Raw genomic sequence first — 14,852 nt, 5'->3', positions numbered from 1 at the left:
GATCGCACGCGGGCTCGGGCGGGCGTACGGGGACGCGGCGCAGAACGCGGGCGGCGCCGTGCTCGACATGACGGGTCTGGACCGCGTCCACGCCATCGACGTGGACGGCGGGACCGTGCTCTGCGACGCGGGCGTGTCGCTGCACCGGCTGATGGAGGTGCTGCTGCCGCTGGGCTGGTTCGTGCCGGTCACGCCCGGAACGCGGTACGTCACGGTCGGCGGCGCGATCGGCGCGGACATCCACGGCAAGAACCACCACGTATCGGGTTCGTTCTCGCGTCATGTGCTGTCCCTGGAACTACTGACGGCCGACGGCGAGATCCGTACCGTGAGCCGCGGGACGCCGCTGTTCGACGCGACGACGGGCGGCATGGGCCTGACCGGTGTGATCCTCACGGCGACCGTCCGGCTGCTGCCGGTGGAGACCTCGCTGCTGTCGGTCGACACGGAACGCGCCCGCGACCTGGACGATCTGATCGCCCGCCTCACCACGACGGACGACCGCTACCGCTACTCCGTCGCGTGGATCGACCTCCTCGCGCGTGGCGCGTCGACGGGCCGCTCGGTGCTGACCCGCGGCGACCACGCGCCCCTGGACGCACTGCCCACGCGCGCGCGGAGAAATCCGTTGGAATTCCGGACCCACCGACTCCCCGCCGTCCCCGCCCACGTTCCGGAAGGGCTGCTGGGCCGCACGACCGTGGGCGTCTTCAACGCGCTCTGGTACCGGAAGACGCCCCGCTCGCGCACGGGCGAACTGCAACGGATCGCCAGCTTCTTCCACCCCCTCGACGGCGTCCCCCACTGGAACCGCGTCTACGGCAGGTCCGGCTTCGTCCAGTACCAGTTCGTCGTCGGCTACGGCCGCGAAGAGGCCCTGCGGCGGATCGTCCAGCGGATCTCACGGCACCGCTGCCCGTCCTTCCTCGCCGTGCTGAAACGCTTCGGGGAGGGCGATCCGGGGTGGCTGTCCTTCCCGATGCCCGGCTGGACGCTGGCCCTGGACATTCCCGCGGGCCTCCCGGGCCTCGCTGCCTTCCTCGACGAGCTGGACGAGGAGGTCGCGGCGGCGGACGGCCGCGTCTACCTGGCGAAGGACGCCCGGCTGCGGCCCGAGCTGCTGGCGGCCATGTATCCCCGGCTGGCCGAATTCCGGGAACTCCGCCGGACGTTGGACCCCCGCGGCGTTTTTGTGTCGGACCTGGCCCGACGGCTCGACCTCTGAGACCGCCAAGGCCTCTGAGATCACTGAGGCCAATGAGGCTGTGAGGCTGTGAGGCCTACGAGACCGCTGAGGCTTCTGCTCCCACTTCCTCCTGTCTGCCGCTGAAGGACCTGTTCGTTGAGCCCTTTTCCCTCTCTCACTCCAAGATTCCCAGGAGCTGTCATGAAGGACGCCTTCGGTACCCCCCAGTCCCTGCTGGTCCTCGGCGGCACGTCGGACATCGCGCTGGCCACCGCGCGCCGCCTGATCACCCGCCGCACGCGCACGGTGTGGCTGGCCGGACGCCCCTCGCCCGACCTGGACGACGCGGCCGCCCACCTGCGCGGACTGGGCGCCGACGTACGCACCGTCGCCTTCGACGCGCTCGCCCCCGCCTCCCACGAGACGGTCCTCGGCAAGGTGTTCGCCGAGGGCGACGTCGACATGGTGCTGCTCGCCTTCGGGGTGCTCGGCGACCAGGCGAACGACGAGCGGGACCCGGTGGCCGCGGTGCGCGTCGCACAGACCAACTACACGGGCGCGGTCTCGGCCGGGCTCGTGTGCGCACGGGCGCTCCAGGTCCAGGGGCACGGGTCGCTCGTGGTGCTGTCGTCGGTCGCGGGCGAGCGGGCCCGCCGCGCCAACTTCATCTACGGCTCCAGCAAGGCCGGCCTCGACGCCTTCGCCCAGGGCCTCGGTGACGCCCTGCACGGCACGGGCGTCCACGTCATGGTCGTCCGCCCCGGCTTCGTACGCTCCCGGATGACGGCCGGTCTCCCGGAGGCCCCTCTGGCGACGACCCCCGAGGCGGTCGCGTCCGCCATCGAACTGGGGCTCCGCCGTCGCTCGGAGACGGTGTGGGTGCCCGGGACACTGCGCCTGGTGATGTCGGCACTGCGCCACGTGCCACGGCCGCTGTTCCGAAAGCTGCCGCTCTAGCCCGTGAGAACACGTCAGCCACCCATACCCGGGGCGAACCCGCTACCGGTTGAGCGAGACCACCACGGCCTTGCTCATCGGGTTCCCGCTCTGGTTGACCTGGACGTGCCCCACCCCGATCACCTCGTCCGTGCCGGGCAGCCGGGCCAGTTCCTTCAGCCACAGCGACTGCCGCGACGTACTGCGGACCCCGTCCTTGTTCGGCAGCCGGGAACGGGTGATCTTCTGGCAGGTGCCGTCCGCCGTGAGGTACCAGTTGCCGTGCAGGAAGAGCCCGTTGGCATCGTCGCTCAGCACGGGGATCCGCTCGGCGCACCGGCCCGGCGCCTGAGGCTGCTCGGCCCAGCGTCCGCCGTCCCAGCGCAGCCGTATCGCCTCGTCGTCCGGCTCGTCCTCGACTTCGCCGTGGTTGAAGCTGTGCGTGCCGTACGCCCGCATGTCGTCCTCCGCGAGCGCGACGACGGTGTCGAGCCAGGCGCCGGGCTCGGGCGGCACCGGCTCCGGGAAGTGGTACTCGGGGGTCTCGGCGCGGCTCCACGTGCGGCCGTCCCAGTGCACGGCCACCGGTTGGGTGTACTCGCTCTCTCCGGGGCCGTCGGTCGTGCGGGTGTCGCGGTACCCCACCGCCCACAGGTCGTCCGTGGTGTTGCCGTCGAGCGAGGCGAGACCGTCGGCGGGCACACGCATGACGGTCCACCGGGTGCCGTCCCAGTGCTGCACGCGCCCCTCGCCGGTCAGCACCCAGACGTCGTCCGGGCCGAAGGCCTTGATGTCTTCGACGCGTTCACTCGGCGCCGGTTCCAGCGGGGACCAGCGCGTGCCGTCCCAGCGGACGATCCGCGTCTCGCCGGTGGAGCCGGCCGTAGCGTCGGTCAGCCAGACCTCGCCGGAGCCCACCGCGGTCAGCGCGGCCTCCTGGACCTCCGTGCCGATGGCCTCCGGCATGGGCTGTTCGCGCCAGTCCTCCCCGTCGTAGCGGAGCAGGAAGGGGTCGCCCGTCCCGTCCGCGCGCCGGCGGCTGCCGTAGGCCCAGATGTCGTCCTCGGAGACCACGGCCATGTCGCCCAGGGCCGCCGATCCGTCGAGGATGCGGTCGTACGACCAGGACAGGCCGGGCTCGCCGGAGCCCTCGGCCCCCGGGGAGCGCTTACTGCTCCCGGCCCCGTCGTCAGAGCCGCTCTCGTCCTGCCCACCGCAGCCGGCCACTGCGAGAGCGAGCACCACGAGCAGCGCCGCGGTCCTGCGCATCATCCCCCTCGCCCCCTTCAGCACCCCCCGGTGCCTCAGCGCGTCGGCAGGGTGGTGTCCCTCTCGGTCGGCGCCCCCGCCTGCGGCGGCACGACCGCTCCGCCGAAGGCGAACTCCCGGAGCTTGCGCCACACTCCGTCCGCGCCCTGTTCATAGAGCGCGAACCCGGTGCAGGGCCACTCCGCCTCGTACTCGGAGAGCTCCTCGTACGCCCGGTCCATCGCCTCGTCGGCGATGCCGTGCGCCACCGTGACGTGCGGGTGGTACGGGAAGGCGAGCTCGCGCGCCACCGGGCCCGACACGTCCCGGACCTGCTTCTGCAGCCACGTACAGGCCTCCGCCCCGTCGGCGACCTGTACGAACACAACGGGCGACAGCGGCCGGAAGGTTCCCGTGCCGGACAGCCTCATCAGGAAGGGGCGCCCGGCGGCCGCGACGTCGGTCAGATGGTCCTCGATCGCGGGCAGTTCCGAGTCGTCGACCTCCGTCGGCGGCAGCAGGGTGACGTGGGTGGGGATGCCGGAAGCCGCGGGGTCGCCGAAGCCCGCGCGCTGCTCCTGGAGCAGGCTGCCATGAGGCTCCGGGACCGCGATCGAAACACCGATCGTTACGGTCCCCACGTCGTCTCCTGTCGTCCGGTGTCGTCTGTGTGGTCGATTGGGTCTGCCGTCAGGGTCTGCCGTCCGCGGCTACCGTCCGCGTCTGTCATCCGAGTCTCTCGCGTGTCCGAGCGGTCGGCAGGCAGGGGTGATCGAGGCCTGGCTATCGACTGTACGGCGATGCGGCTCGACGAGGGGAGGGCGGCCGGACGGCTCAGTGCTTGGCGGGCAGGAAGCCCACTCTCGCGTACGCCTGGGCGAGTGTCTCCGCCGCGACACCGCGCGCCTTCTCTGCGCCCTTGGCGAGGATCGAGTCGAGCGTCTCGGAGTCGTCCAGATACTGCTGGGTGCGCTCCCGGAACGGAGTCACGAACTCCGTCATGACCTCGGCGAGATCGGTCTTGAGCGCGCCGTAGCCCTTGCCCGCGTACTTCTCTTCCAGTTCCGCGATTCCGGCCCCGGACAGGGTCGAGTAGATGGTCAGCAGATTGCTGACACCCGGCTTGTTCTCCGCGTCGTAACGGATGACCGTGTCGGTGTCGGTGACCGCGCTCTTCACCTTCTTGGCCGTCACCTTGGGATCGTCGAGCAGGTTGATCAACCCCTTCGGGGTTGATGCCGACTTGCTCATCTTGATCGACGGGTCCTGAAGGTCGTAGATCTTCGCCGTCTCCTTCAGGATGTACGGCTTCGGGAGGGTGAAGGTCTCCCCGAAACGGCCGTTGAAGCGCTCGGCGAGGTCGCGGGTCAGCTCGATGTGCTGGCGCTGGTCCTCGCCGACCGGGACCTCGTCGGCCTGGTACAGCAGGATGTCCGCGACCTGGAGGATCGGGTACGTGAAGAGCCCGACGCTGGCCCGGTCGGCGCCCTGCTTGGCGGACTTGTCCTTGAACTGGGTCATGCGGGACGCCTCGCCGAAGCCGGTCAGGCAGTTCATGATCCAGGCGAGCTGCGCGTGCTCGGGGACATGGCTCTGGACGAACAGGGTGCACCGCTCCGGGTCCAGCCCGGCGGCGAGCAGCTGGGCGGCGGCGAGCCGGGTGTTGGCGCGCAGCTCGGCCGGGTCCTGTGGAACCGTGATCGCGTGCAGGTCGACGACCATGTAGAACGCGTCGTGGGACTCCTGCAGGGCCACCCACTGGCGCACGGCGCCGAGGTAGTTGCCGAGGTGGAACGAGCCTGCGGTGGGCTGGATTCCGGAGAGCACCCGGGGTCGATCAGAGGCCATGCTCACCATTCTCTCAGGTGCCGGGACCCACTCCGGAACTGGTGGGAAACAGATGTGACACAGGTGGGAACCGATCCCCGTCGGCCGGTGTAACAAAGACGTGAGAACGCGGGAGGGGGGCCGCATCGTCGATGAGGCCGCGGTGATCGCACGCGTACGCACCGGTGATCCGGAGGCGTACGCGGACCTGGTGCGCGCCCACACGGGCATCGCGCTCAGGGCTGCCCGCGCGCTCGGAGCGGGTGCGGACGCGGAGGACGTGGTGCAGCAGGCCTTCTTCAAGGCGTACTGCTCCCTGGGGCGCTTCCGGGAAGGCATGGCGTTCCGGCCGTGGCTGCTGTCGATCGTCGCCAATGAGACGAGGAACACAGTGCGGGCGGCGGGGCGCCGACGGACGCTGGCCGGCCGGGAGGCGGCACTGATCGAGACGGAGCCGCTGATACCGGACTCGGCGGACCCGGCGGCCGCGGCCCTGGAGATAGAGCGCCGCGTGGCACTGCTGCGCGCGCTGGAGAAGCTGAGCGAGGAGCACCGTCTGGTCGTCACGTACCGCTATCTGCTGGAAATGGACGAACCCGAGACCGCGGAGGCCCTCGGCTGGCCCCGGGGCACGGTGAAGTCCCGTCTGAGCCGCGCCCTGCGCAAGCTGGGGCGGCTGCTGCCGGAGTTCGAGCCGAGGGAAGGAGGTGAGGAGGGTGAGTGAGCCGTACGGGGACGAGGACGCCGAGGTCGAAGGCGGCAGGGCCGGGCGCGGCGATGTCGATGTCGGGCACAGCGATGGCAGGCACGGCGATGTCGGGGGCCGTGATGTCGGCGGCGGTAAGGCCGGGGACGGTGAGGCCAGGGGCGGTGAGACCGAGGACGGGGGCCGGATGGCTTCAGGCGGCCCTGGAGCCGAGGAGACCGGGGGCCCGGCTCGGCGCCCGGGCGGGGACGCGGGCCGGGGCGGCCGTGATCCCGGGGAGCCCGGCGGATCGCGTCAGCGGCCGGCTCGCGCCGCCGACCGACGTGCTTCCCGGTTGCCCGAGGAGCTGACGGCGCTCGGAAGGTCACTGGACCGGCCGGGGGCCGACGGGGACGGCGGGTGCGAGACGATGGTCGAGCGCGTCCTTCAGCAGATACTCGCCGAGCAGGTGCCGACTCCGACCCCGGTGGCCGGGCGCCCCGGTCCCGGCGAGCGGCTGCGGAGGGTGCGCCGCTGGGCCCGCGCGCACTGGCGCACGCTGACGGCCGTGCTCTGCGGGCTGCTCACCGCCCTCGTGCTCACGCCTCCGGTGCGGGCGTCGGTGGCCGACTGGTTCGGCTTCGGCGGCGTCGAAGTGCGGTACGACCCGTCGGCGGTGCCCACGCCCGGGGCGTCGGTGCCGGGGTGCGGGACGTCCGTCTCGCCGGCGGAGGCCGAGCGGCGGGCGGGGTTCACTCCTCGTGTGCCGGAGGCACTGGGGACGCCGGCCGCGATGACGGTGACGCGCCAGCCACACGACCGGTACCTGATCAGCCTGTGCTGGCGGGAGCAGGGGCACACGGTCCGGCTGGACGAGTTCCCGGCCCGCCTCGACATCGGCTTCGTCAAGGGCGTCCGCGAGCAGCCCGACTGGGTGTCCCTGGGCCGGCCCGACGACGCGGGCGACGGCCTCTCGGACACCGCTCTGTGGTTTCCGCGCCCGCACCTGCTGACCTTCTGGCTGACCGACGAGAACGGCGACCGGTTCGTCCGCTCCGAGCGCACAGCCGGCCCCACGCTGCTGTGGACGCACAGGCAGGCGGACGGCAGCGACCTGACGCTGCGCCTGGAGGGGGTGGCGTCGAAGACACGGGCGCTGGAGATCGCGAGGTCGCTCGGCTGAGGAAAGTTCGGGCGGAGTGGGAACCCCGGTGGGTCGAGCGGTGTACCAGGAATGACACTGCGAGTGCGGGTGGTCCGCACCGAGTCTGATGGGGGTGTCGGATGCGCTGGATGCGTGACGGGGTGGTGCATGACTGGCTGCATGACTGGCTGCGTAAACCGGGGGTGCTGTTAGGGGCACTGGCGACAGCTTTCGCCCTTGTGCTGCTGGGGGCGCCGTCCTCGGTGGCGGGAGGACCGACGAGCGTGCTGCTGGCTTCACCCACCAGCAGCCAGACAGCCTCGCTGTACTCGACGGATGATGGCTACAACCTCCTGGAAACACTCCTCGGCCGCACGGGCGGCGACCTCGACCGCAGCGAGGAGAAGCCGCCGAAGCTGGACGAGACCATAGGCCACTCGGTCAACGTCACCTGGCTGATCCACGACGTCAACCCATGGCGCGTGGACCAGGTTTACCCCCTGGTGCCCGAGACCCGTGGCGTCTGGATCCACACGACGATGGGCGTCCCGAACGGCAAGGACGGCATCTGGCACAAGGCGGAGCGGCCGGAGGAGCTACGGTCGCTGCTCACGGATCTCGGAGTCATGGGCGAGGCGCCGAAGAGCGAGGGCGAGGGCGCGAACGCGCCGGCAGACCGACCATCGAACGACGATGTCACCGCCGCCCCAGCAACCAACGACAGCCGTCCCGCCAGGGCAGCCGCCGCGAGCACGGGCCTCGGCACCAACTGGTGGTGGGCGATACCGGGACTGGCAGTCGGCGCGTCACTGGCCCTGGCGCTGCGCCCGCTGGCAGTGCGCGCCGGATGGCCCCCGTCCACGCACTGGCGGACCGGGTGGAGGCACCACCGAGAGCCCGGACCACGGCAGGAACTGCGAGACATCTGACCTGGCCCTGGGCTGCGGCGGCACTCCTCGGAACGGCACCCTTCGGATACGCCGCGCGGCGGCCCGACACGAGTCCGGGTCGCCGCGGGAACCACGACCGGAGGCGATCGGCGGGTGAGACCGGCAGTCACCGCTCGGTGGCCTCAGCCGAGGTCGATCTCCGGGTACAGCGGGAAGCCGGCCACGAGGTCGGTGGCCCGGTGGGAGATCTCATCCGCGACCTTCGGGTCGAGCACATGCTGGGCCTTGGAGGGGGCGCCCTTGGAGGTGGTGCCGGGCTCCGTGGTGGTGAGGACACGGTCGATGAGGCCGGCGACCTCGTCCATCTCCGCGGTGCCCAGGCCTCGGGTGGTCAGCGCGGGCGTGCCGATGCGGATGCCGGAGGTGTACCAGGCGCCGTTCGGGTCGGAGGGGATGGCGTTGCGGTTGGTGACGATGCCCGAGTCGAGCAGTGCGGACTCGGCCTGGCGGCCGGTGAGGCCGTAGGAGGAGGCGACATCGATCAGGTTGAGGTGGTTGTCGGTGCCGCCGGTGACGAGGGTGGCGCCACGACGCATCAGGCCCTCGGCGAGGGCGCGGGAGTTGTCGACGACGGCCTGGGCGTAGTCACGGAACTCGGGGCGGCGTGCCTCGGCGAGCGCGACGGCCTTGGCGGCCATGACGTGCGGGAGGGGGCCGCCGAGGACCATCGGGCAGCCGCGGTCGACCTGGTCCTTGAGGGAGTCGTCGCAAAGGACCATGCCGCCGCGCGGGCCGCGCAGCGACTTGTGGGTGGTCGTGGTGACGATCTGGGCGTGCGGAACCGGGTCGAAGTCACCGGTGAGGACCTTGCCGGCGACCAGGCCCGCGAAGTGGGCCATGTCCACCATGAGCGTGGCGCCGACCTCGTCGGCGATCTCGCGCATGATCCGGAAGTTCACGAGACGGGGGTAGGCGGAGTAGCCGGCGACGATGATCAGCGGCTTGAACTCGCGGGCGGAAGCACGCAGGGCCTCGTAGTCGAGCAGGCCGGTGGAGGGGTCGGTGCCGTAGGAGCGCTGGTCGAACATCTTGCCGGAGATGTTCGGGCGGAAGCCGTGGGTGAGGTGGCCGCCGGCATCCAGGGACATGCCGAGCATGCGCTGGTTGCCGAAAGCCTGGCGGAGCTCGGCCCAGTCGGCGTCGGAGAGGTCGTTGACCTGGCGGACGCCGGCCTTCTCCAGGGCGGGAGTCTCGACACGCTGGGCGAGGACGGCCCAGAAGGCGACGAGGTTGGCGTCGATGCCGGAGTGCGGCTGGACGTAGGCGTGCTGGGCGCCGAAGAGCTCGCGGGCGTGCTCGGCGGCGAGGGACTCGACGGTGTCGACGTTGCGGCAGCCGGCGTAGAAGCGGCGGCCGACGGTGCCCTCGGCGTACTTGTCGCTGAACCAGTTGCCCATGGCCAGGAGGGTGGCCGGGGAGGCGTAGTTCTCGGAGGCGATCAGCTTGAGCATCTCGCGCTGGTCGGAGACCTCCTGTCCGATGGCGTCGGCGACGCGGGGCTCCACGGCCCGGATGACGTCGAGGGCGGCACGGAAGGCGGTGGACTCGGTGGAGAGAGGCGCAGAGTTGTCGGACATGAGGACCTCCGGACGTGGCGTTCGGCGTGCACGGTACGGCCCAGGCGCACGGCACTCGCGTACTCGGGCCGCTCCCCGATGGTCGGTCCCATCCCAGCGCGCCAGTCACGGCCCGCCGCTCACCCTACCGGGCACGCCGGAGCAGCGGGTTCGCACGTCCACCATGCGAGCGTCAAGCGGTACGACGCCCTCGACGTGGGCGTGGACGTGTATGTACTGGACAAGGCCTGGCCCAACTCCGCCTCGCACGGCAGGCGGTCGGAATTCGGGTCACAGAATCACGTGCGGCAGGAACCGTGCGTACTCGTCCGTGACCAGTCCCGACGACTCGCGGATACCCAGCCCGGCCGACTCGTTCTCCACGACCCACGCGCCGAGCACCACCCGGTTGCCGTCGAAGGACGGCAGGGGAGCCAGTTCCTGGTAGCAGCAGGGCTCTTCCCGGGCGGTGCCCAGGGTGCCCGTGGTGCCCCGCTCGTGCACCGTCACTCCCGCGCCCTCCCTCCCGAGCAGCGGCTTGGCCACGTATCCGTTCCCGGAGGCCAGCTCACGGGGCCCGTCCAGGTAGGCGGGGAGCAGGTTCGGGTGTCCCGGGTACAGCTCCCACAGCACCGCCAGCAGGGCCTTGTTGCTGAGGAGCATCTTCCAGACAGGTTCGATCCACAGCGTGGTGCCCGTGCCGCCGCCGTTGTCGAGGGTGGCGAGGACGTGCGGGGCGAAGCGGTCGGTGGTGAGCCACTCCCAGGGGTACAGCTTGAAGATGCCCCGGATGAAGCGGAGCTTCTTGTCGACGAAGCGACCGGACAGGCGGTCCCAGCCGATGTCCTCCATGGAGATCCAGTCGGTGTCGAGGCCGGCCTGTTCGGCGGTCTCCTTCAGATACGCGACCGTCATCAGGTCTTCCCCGAGCTCGTCCGCCGCGGAGTGGGCGAAGTAGAGCGGGCCTCGCGGCGGGAGCAGGGTGGACTGGTTCTTCCAGGCGTCGACGAGGCGTTCGTGGAGGGAGTTCCACTGGTCGGCGCCCGGGAAGCGTTCCTCCATCCAGAACCACTGGGGGCTGGCGGCCTCGACGAGAGAGGTCGGGGTGTCGGCGTTGTACTCCAGCATTTTCGCCGGACCCGTGCCGTCGTAGCGCAGGTCGAACCGGCCGTAGACGGAGGGGAGTTCGGCTCGGCGGTGCCAGGCCTCGGCGACCAGTTCGGCGAGCCGGGGGTCGGTGATGCCGAGGTCGGCGAACCGGTCCTGCTCGACGATGTGCGCGGCCGCCGCCAGGCACATGCCGTGCAGTTCCTCGACGACCTCCTCCAGCGCCTCGATCTCGGGGAGCGAGAAGACGTAGTACGCGCTCTCGTCCCAGTACGGGCGCAGGGAGCCGTCGGGGTAACGGGTCAGTGGGTAGATGAGGCCCTGTTCCTCGACGGTCTGCTGCCAGCCGGGGCGGGGCTCGATGGTGCGGCGCTCCACGGTTCCGGGTCCGTCCGTCCGCGCGCCTGCTCAGCCGCCGCCCGAGCCGGAGCCCGAGCAGCCGAAGCCGTCGCGGTCGACGGCCTCGCTGCGGCTGAAGGTGCCGTAGTCGGCGTAGCGGCCGGTGACGTCGGAGTCGTAGTACCAGGCGGCGTCCGTGGTCCGGCTGCCGCTGCTCTTGCGCTTCTTGGCGGACGACGTGGAGCCCGACCCGGACGACGTGCAGTCCTTGTCGGAGATGATCTTGTAGCCGTTGGCGAAGCTGTAGCTGTCGCGGTCCACGCAGCGGCGGTCCGGTTCGGAGCCGCAGGATGTGAGGGCCGCCGCTATGACGCCCATGCCGCCGAGTACGACCGTGCTGGACCGCAGGCGCCTGCGCTGCTCTGCCATGTTCTCTCCCCCGTCGCTGTACACCTCGCATGTACATATGCGGGCCGATGCGCGGCACGTGTCCGGCGACCGACCGGCGCTCACACTAGTGATCGGACCGAGCGGTTGCCCAGCCGGTTCCCCGTACCGGTACGCGCACGCCGGTGCGGAACGCCCGCCGGTGCGAGGCGCCCGTCGCTGCGAGGCGCCCGTCGCTACGAGGCGCCAGCTATGGCAGCACCCTGCACAACGCGTCCAGCGCCCCCGCCCACGCGTGGTCCGGCGGGGTTCCGTAGCCCACGACCAGGGCGTCCAGCGGGTCGACGGTCGCCCTTGGGTGGCGGTAGCGGGCGAGGCCGTGCACGTCCAGGCCCTGCCCGGCCGCCGCCCGGACCACCGACTCCTCGGTGCCGGGCGGGAGTTGGAGCACCGCGTGCAGACCGGCCGCGATACCGGTGGGGCGGACGCCGGGGGCGTGTTCTCGCAGGGCCTCGACCAGCGCGTCCCGGCGGCGCCGGTAGCGCAGCCGTACGGAGCGCACGTGCCGGTCGTACGCCCCCGATGTGATGAACTCGGCGAGCGTCAGCTGGTCCAGCGCCCCGCAGGACCAGTCCGTGCCGCCCTTCGCCGAGAGGACCTCCGGGGTGAGGGACGGCGGCAGGACCAGCCAGCCCAGGCGCAGTCCCGGCGCCAGGGACTTGCTGGCCGTTCCGAGGTACACCACGTGGTCGGGGGCGAGGCCCTGCAGCGCGCCGATCGGCTGGCGGTCGTACCGGAACTCACCGTCGTAGTCGTCCTCCAGGACCAGCCCGCCCGTGCGACGCGCCCATTCGACGACGGCGGCACGCCGGTCGGGGTGGAGCGGCGCCCCCATGGGGAACTGATGGGCGGGGGTGAGCAGGACGGCCCGTACGCCGGTCAGGTCGTCGGTCAGGTCGTCGGTCCGTGTGCCGAGTTCGTCGTACGGGAGCGGGACCGTCCCGAGACCGGCCCGCGACAGCAGCCTCCAGTGGACGTCGAGTCCGTACGACTCCACCGCCGGCGAGTGTCCGCCTCGGCGCCTCAGCACCGTGCCGAGCAGCATCAGCGCGTGGGAGATGCCGGAGGCGATCACGATGTGCTCGGGGTCGGCGCGGACACCGCGGGTCCGGGAGAGGTAGTCGGCGAGGGCGGTACGTAGTTCCACACGGCCGCGCGGGTCGCCGTAGCCGAGGGCGTCGTGCGGGGCGGAGGTCAGTGCGCGGCGAGACGCCTTGAGCCACTCGGTGCGCGGGAAGGACGCCAGATCGGGACTGCCGGGGATGAGGTCGTACACCGGACGGCCCGGTTCCGGGCGGGGCGGAGGGGGCTGCTGCCCGCGCCGCGCACTCTGCGGGACGGCGCCGTCCGCGACGCGGGTGCCCGAGCCCTGGCACGCGGTGAGCCAGCCCTCGGCGACGAGGTCCCCGTACGCCCCGGAGACCGTGTTGCGGGCGATGCCGAGGTCGGCGGCGAAGGAACGGGAGGAAGGCAGCCGGGCTCCGGGGGCGAGACGACCACTGCGCACCGCCTCCCGGAGCGCGTCCGTCAGCCCTCTGCGCACGCCCGGGCCGGACGGTTCGACGTGCAGGTCGACGCCATAAGTGGCCCACGGTTTCGCCATGGAAATGGACCATACCTCTGGGCTGCCTCGCTCCTAGGGTCGAGGGCATGAGGACGAGGAACGACGAGACGACGAGCGACGAGACGAAGACGGAGTACGCCCCCGAGACCGGCCCGCGGCTGCAGTGGGCCCAGCTCGCCCCCGACGTCTACAAGGCGATGATCCGGCTCGACAGGGCCGCCCGGCAGGGGCTCGACCCGACGCTGTACGAGCTGGTGAAGATCCGCGCCTCCCAGATCAACCGCTGCGCCCTGTGCATCGACATGCACACCAAGGACGCGCTCGCCGCGGGTGAGCAGGTCGAGCGGATCATCCAGCTCAGCGCCTGGGAGGAGTCGCGGCACTTCTACACCGAGAGGGAGCTCGCGGCGCTGGAACTGACGGAGGCCGTGACGGTCCTGACTGGGGGCACCTCCCAGGCTTTCGGCTCTGGGGGAGGCTTCGTACCCGACGAGGTGTACGAGAAGGCCGCCCAGCACTTCGAGGAGGCCGAACTGGCCCAGCTGATCTCCGCCATCGCGGTGATCAACGCCTGGAACCGCTTCGGCGTGACCGCCCGGATGACGCCGGGCCACTACCAGCCGGGGGCGCACACGTGACGGTCCGGACACGGCTCCTCGACCAGGAGGTCGGCCAGGCCATGTCGGCGCTCAGCGCGGCCGCGAAGAAGGGGCTCGGCGACCCCGCCCTCGCCGAACTCGTCATGATCCGGGCCTCGCAGCTCAACCACTGCGCGTTCTGCCTCGACATGCACCTCAGCATCGCCCGCAAGCACGGCGTCAGCGACAAACAGCTCGACCTCCTGGCCGCATGGGAGGAGGCCGGGGACGTCTTCGACGAGCGGGAACGGGCCGCGCTCGCGCTGACGGAGGCCGTGACGGTCCTGACCGGGGGCACCTCCCAGGCTTTCGGCTCTGGGGGAGGCTTCGTGCCGGATGAGGTGTACGAGCGGGCAGCCGAGCACTTCGACGACGTCCGTCTCGCCCACCTCCTCGCCGTGATCACCGCCATCAACAACTGGAACCGGGTGATGGTCAGCCGCCGGATCCCGCCGGGGGGTTACACACCATGAGTGACGTCGGCAAGGTCGATCTCTTCCGCGCCCTGCACCGCGGCCGGACCCCGGAGGACCCTCTCGTCCTGCCGGGCCCGTGGGACGCGGTCAGCGCCCAGGTCCTCGCCGAGGCCGGGTTCCCTGCGCTCGCCACGCCCAGCGCCGGGGTCGCGGCCTCGCTCGGGTACGAGGACGAGGACGTGCCCGCCGGCGAGATGTTCGCGGCGGTCGCACGGATCGTACGGGCCGTGGACGTGCCGGTGTCCGCGGATGTCCGGGACGGGTTCGGGCTGCCGCCGAAGGAACTGGTGGAGCGGCTCCTGGAGACCGGTGCCGTGGGCTGCAACCTGGAGGACTCCAGCGGAGGCGAACTCAAGGACCCGCGCGAGCACGCCGACTGGCTCGCGGAGGTGCGGGCCGCGGCGGGCGGGGCGCTGTTCGTGAACGCGCGCGTCGACACGTTCGCGCGCGGTGTCCCCGATCCCGGCCGGGCCATCGAGCGGGCCGCGCTGTACGTCGCCGCGGGCGCCGATTGCGTGTACCCGATCTACGCCCCGCCGGAGGTGCTGCCCCTGCTGCGGTCCGGGATCCAGGGGCCGGTCAACGTGTTCGCCCGGCTGGACGGCAAGGGCCCCTCGCCCACCGAACTCGGTGGACTCGGGGCCACTCGCGTCACCTTCGGGCCGGGACTGCAGCGCTGGGCGGCACAGGCGCTGCGAGGGATGGCCGACCAACTCAGGCGGTAGGGGCGTCGACCTTCGTCGACCTTC

15 protein-coding genes and 1 riboswitch are annotated in these 14,852 nt (G+C 71.3%); of the genes, 8 read left to right on the top strand and 7 right to left on the bottom strand.

Annotated elements, in window-relative coordinates:
• Both FPZ41_RS24890 and FPZ41_RS24885 read left to right on the top strand, forming a co-directional pair.
• The coding region (locus FPZ41_RS24890; RefSeq protein ID WP_152865937.1) for an FAD-binding protein at positions 1-1,225 on the top strand (1,225 nt) is incomplete at its 5' end.
• A gap of 162 nt (positions 1,226-1,387) precedes the next feature.
• Positions 1,388-2,143 (top strand): decaprenylphospho-beta-D-erythro-pentofuranosid-2-ulose 2-reductase, encoded by a 756-nt coding sequence (locus FPZ41_RS24885; protein ID WP_152865936.1) that lies wholly within the window; start codon positions 1,388-1,390, stop codon positions 2,141-2,143.
• A 42-nt stretch (positions 2,144-2,185) separates the two neighbouring features.
• Here FPZ41_RS24885 and FPZ41_RS24880 read toward each other — a convergent pair whose 3' ends face one another.
• The 3 genes from FPZ41_RS24880 to trpS form a co-directional block, all read right to left on the bottom strand.
• Positions 2,186-3,394, bottom strand: a complete 1,209-nt coding sequence (locus FPZ41_RS24880; protein ID WP_152865935.1) for a hypothetical protein — start codon at positions 3,392-3,394, stop codon at positions 2,186-2,188.
• Positions 3,395-3,426: 32 nt separating this feature from the next.
• Positions 3,427-4,011 carry a 2'-5' RNA ligase family protein gene (locus tag FPZ41_RS24875; RefSeq protein WP_322620685.1) on the bottom strand — a complete coding sequence of 195 codons (585 nt, stop codon included), beginning with the start codon at positions 4,009-4,011 and terminating at the stop codon, positions 3,427-3,429.
• Between the two features lie 193 nt (positions 4,012-4,204).
• Positions 4,205-5,218 carry a tryptophan--tRNA ligase gene (gene trpS, locus FPZ41_RS24870; RefSeq protein ID WP_152865934.1) on the bottom strand — a complete coding sequence of 338 codons (1,014 nt, stop codon included), beginning with the start codon at positions 5,216-5,218 and terminating at the stop codon, positions 4,205-4,207.
• A gap of 100 nt (positions 5,219-5,318) precedes the next feature.
• On the opposite strand from trpS, the gene FPZ41_RS24865 reads away from it, so the two are divergent.
• The 3 genes from FPZ41_RS24865 (at position 5,319) to FPZ41_RS24855 (ending at position 7,955) form a co-directional block, all read left to right on the top strand.
• Positions 5,319-5,921 (top strand): RNA polymerase sigma factor, encoded by a 603-nt coding sequence (locus FPZ41_RS24865; RefSeq protein WP_407698813.1) that lies wholly within the window; start codon positions 5,319-5,321, stop codon positions 5,919-5,921.
• Positions 5,922-6,090: 169 nt separating this feature from the next.
• A complete protein-coding gene (locus tag FPZ41_RS24860) occupies positions 6,091-7,065 on the top strand; it encodes a hypothetical protein (RefSeq protein ID WP_228022957.1) in 975 nt (324 codons plus the stop codon).
• 101 nt (positions 7,066-7,166) lie between these two features.
• Positions 7,167-7,955 carry a hypothetical protein gene (locus FPZ41_RS24855; RefSeq protein WP_152865933.1) on the top strand — a complete coding sequence of 263 codons (789 nt, stop codon included), beginning with the start codon at positions 7,167-7,169 and terminating at the stop codon, positions 7,953-7,955.
• 143 nt (positions 7,956-8,098) lie between these two features.
• Here the strand turns inward: FPZ41_RS24855 and FPZ41_RS24850 are convergent, their stop codons facing one another.
• The 4 genes from FPZ41_RS24850 to pdxR all read right to left on the bottom strand — a co-directional run bounded on the left by FPZ41_RS24850 (position 8,099) and on the right by pdxR (position 13,028).
• Entirely contained in the window at positions 8,099-9,553 is a 1,455-nt protein-coding gene (locus FPZ41_RS24850) for a glycine hydroxymethyltransferase (RefSeq protein ID WP_152865932.1), read from the bottom strand.
• A gap of 31 nt (positions 9,554-9,584) precedes the next feature.
• A riboswitch (ZMP/ZTP riboswitch) is annotated at positions 9,585-9,672 on the bottom strand.
• A gap of 151 nt (positions 9,673-9,823) precedes the next feature.
• The gene (locus tag FPZ41_RS24845; protein WP_322620683.1) at positions 9,824-11,017 is read right to left on the bottom strand and encodes a glutathionylspermidine synthase family protein; all 1,194 of its coding nucleotides are present in this window, start codon (positions 11,015-11,017) and stop codon (positions 9,824-9,826) included.
• A 30-nt stretch (positions 11,018-11,047) separates the two neighbouring features.
• Positions 11,048-11,407, bottom strand: a complete 360-nt coding sequence (locus tag FPZ41_RS24840; protein WP_152865931.1) for a hypothetical protein — start codon at positions 11,405-11,407, stop codon at positions 11,048-11,050.
• A 208-nt stretch (positions 11,408-11,615) separates the two neighbouring features.
• On the bottom strand, positions 11,616-13,028 hold the full coding sequence (gene pdxR / locus FPZ41_RS24835) for a MocR-like pyridoxine biosynthesis transcription factor PdxR (RefSeq protein WP_152865930.1): 1,413 nt from the start codon (positions 13,026-13,028) through the stop codon (positions 11,616-11,618).
• 47 nt (positions 13,029-13,075) lie between these two features.
• Between pdxR and FPZ41_RS24830 the strand changes: the two genes are divergently transcribed.
• From FPZ41_RS24830 to FPZ41_RS24820, 3 genes are read left to right on the top strand one after another with little or no spacing between them, the layout of a single operon-like run.
• Positions 13,076-13,627 carry a carboxymuconolactone decarboxylase family protein gene (locus FPZ41_RS24830; protein ID WP_152865929.1) on the top strand — a complete coding sequence of 184 codons (552 nt, stop codon included), beginning with the start codon at positions 13,076-13,078 and terminating at the stop codon, positions 13,625-13,627.
• Positions 13,624-14,100: a carboxymuconolactone decarboxylase family protein gene (locus FPZ41_RS24825; protein WP_322620682.1), complete on the top strand. Its 477-nt coding sequence runs from the start codon at positions 13,624-13,626 to the stop codon at positions 14,098-14,100. Before FPZ41_RS24830 ends, FPZ41_RS24825 begins: the two co-directional genes overlap by 4 nt.
• Positions 14,097-14,828, top strand: a complete 732-nt coding sequence (locus FPZ41_RS24820; RefSeq protein ID WP_152865928.1) for an isocitrate lyase/PEP mutase family protein — start codon at positions 14,097-14,099, stop codon at positions 14,826-14,828. The genes FPZ41_RS24825 and FPZ41_RS24820 overlap by 4 nt, the downstream gene beginning before the upstream one ends.
• Positions 14,829-14,852: the final 24 nt, after the last annotated feature.

Source organism: Streptomyces acidicola (genome assembly GCF_009377235.1).
Classification (GTDB): Bacteria; Actinomycetota; Actinomycetes; order Streptomycetales; family Streptomycetaceae; genus Streptomyces; species Streptomyces acidicola.
Note: the sequence above shows the minus strand (reverse complement) of the source record. Positions and strands in the feature narration are given on the sequence as shown.

Bases quoted from the DNA above. Each gene is read 5' to 3' on its own strand.
- FPZ41_RS24885 (WP_152865936.1), top strand. From the start codon at position 1,388: ATGAAGGACGCCTTCGGTACCCCCCAGTCCCTGCTGGTCCTCGGCGGC.
- FPZ41_RS24880 (WP_152865935.1), bottom strand. From the start codon at position 3,394: ATGATGCGCAGGACCGCGGCGCTGCTCGTGGTGCTCGCTCTCGCAGTG.
- trpS (WP_152865934.1), bottom strand. From the start codon at position 5,218: ATGGCCTCTGATCGACCCCGGGTGCTCTCCGGAATCCAGCCCACCGCA.
- FPZ41_RS24860 (WP_228022957.1), top strand. From the start codon at position 6,091: ATGGCTTCAGGCGGCCCTGGAGCCGAGGAGACCGGGGGCCCGGCTCGG.
- FPZ41_RS24855 (WP_152865933.1), top strand. From the start codon at position 7,167: ATGCGCTGGATGCGTGACGGGGTGGTGCATGACTGGCTGCATGACTGG.
- FPZ41_RS24850 (WP_152865932.1), bottom strand. From the start codon at position 9,553: ATGTCCGACAACTCTGCGCCTCTCTCCACCGAGTCCACCGCCTTCCGT.
- FPZ41_RS24840 (WP_152865931.1), bottom strand. From the start codon at position 11,407: ATGGCAGAGCAGCGCAGGCGCCTGCGGTCCAGCACGGTCGTACTCGGC.
- pdxR (WP_152865930.1), bottom strand. From the start codon at position 13,028: ATGGCGAAACCGTGGGCCACTTATGGCGTCGACCTGCACGTCGAACCG.
- FPZ41_RS24830 (WP_152865929.1), top strand. From the start codon at position 13,076: ATGAGGACGAGGAACGACGAGACGACGAGCGACGAGACGAAGACGGAG.
- FPZ41_RS24820 (WP_152865928.1), top strand. From the start codon at position 14,097: ATGAGTGACGTCGGCAAGGTCGATCTCTTCCGCGCCCTGCACCGCGGC.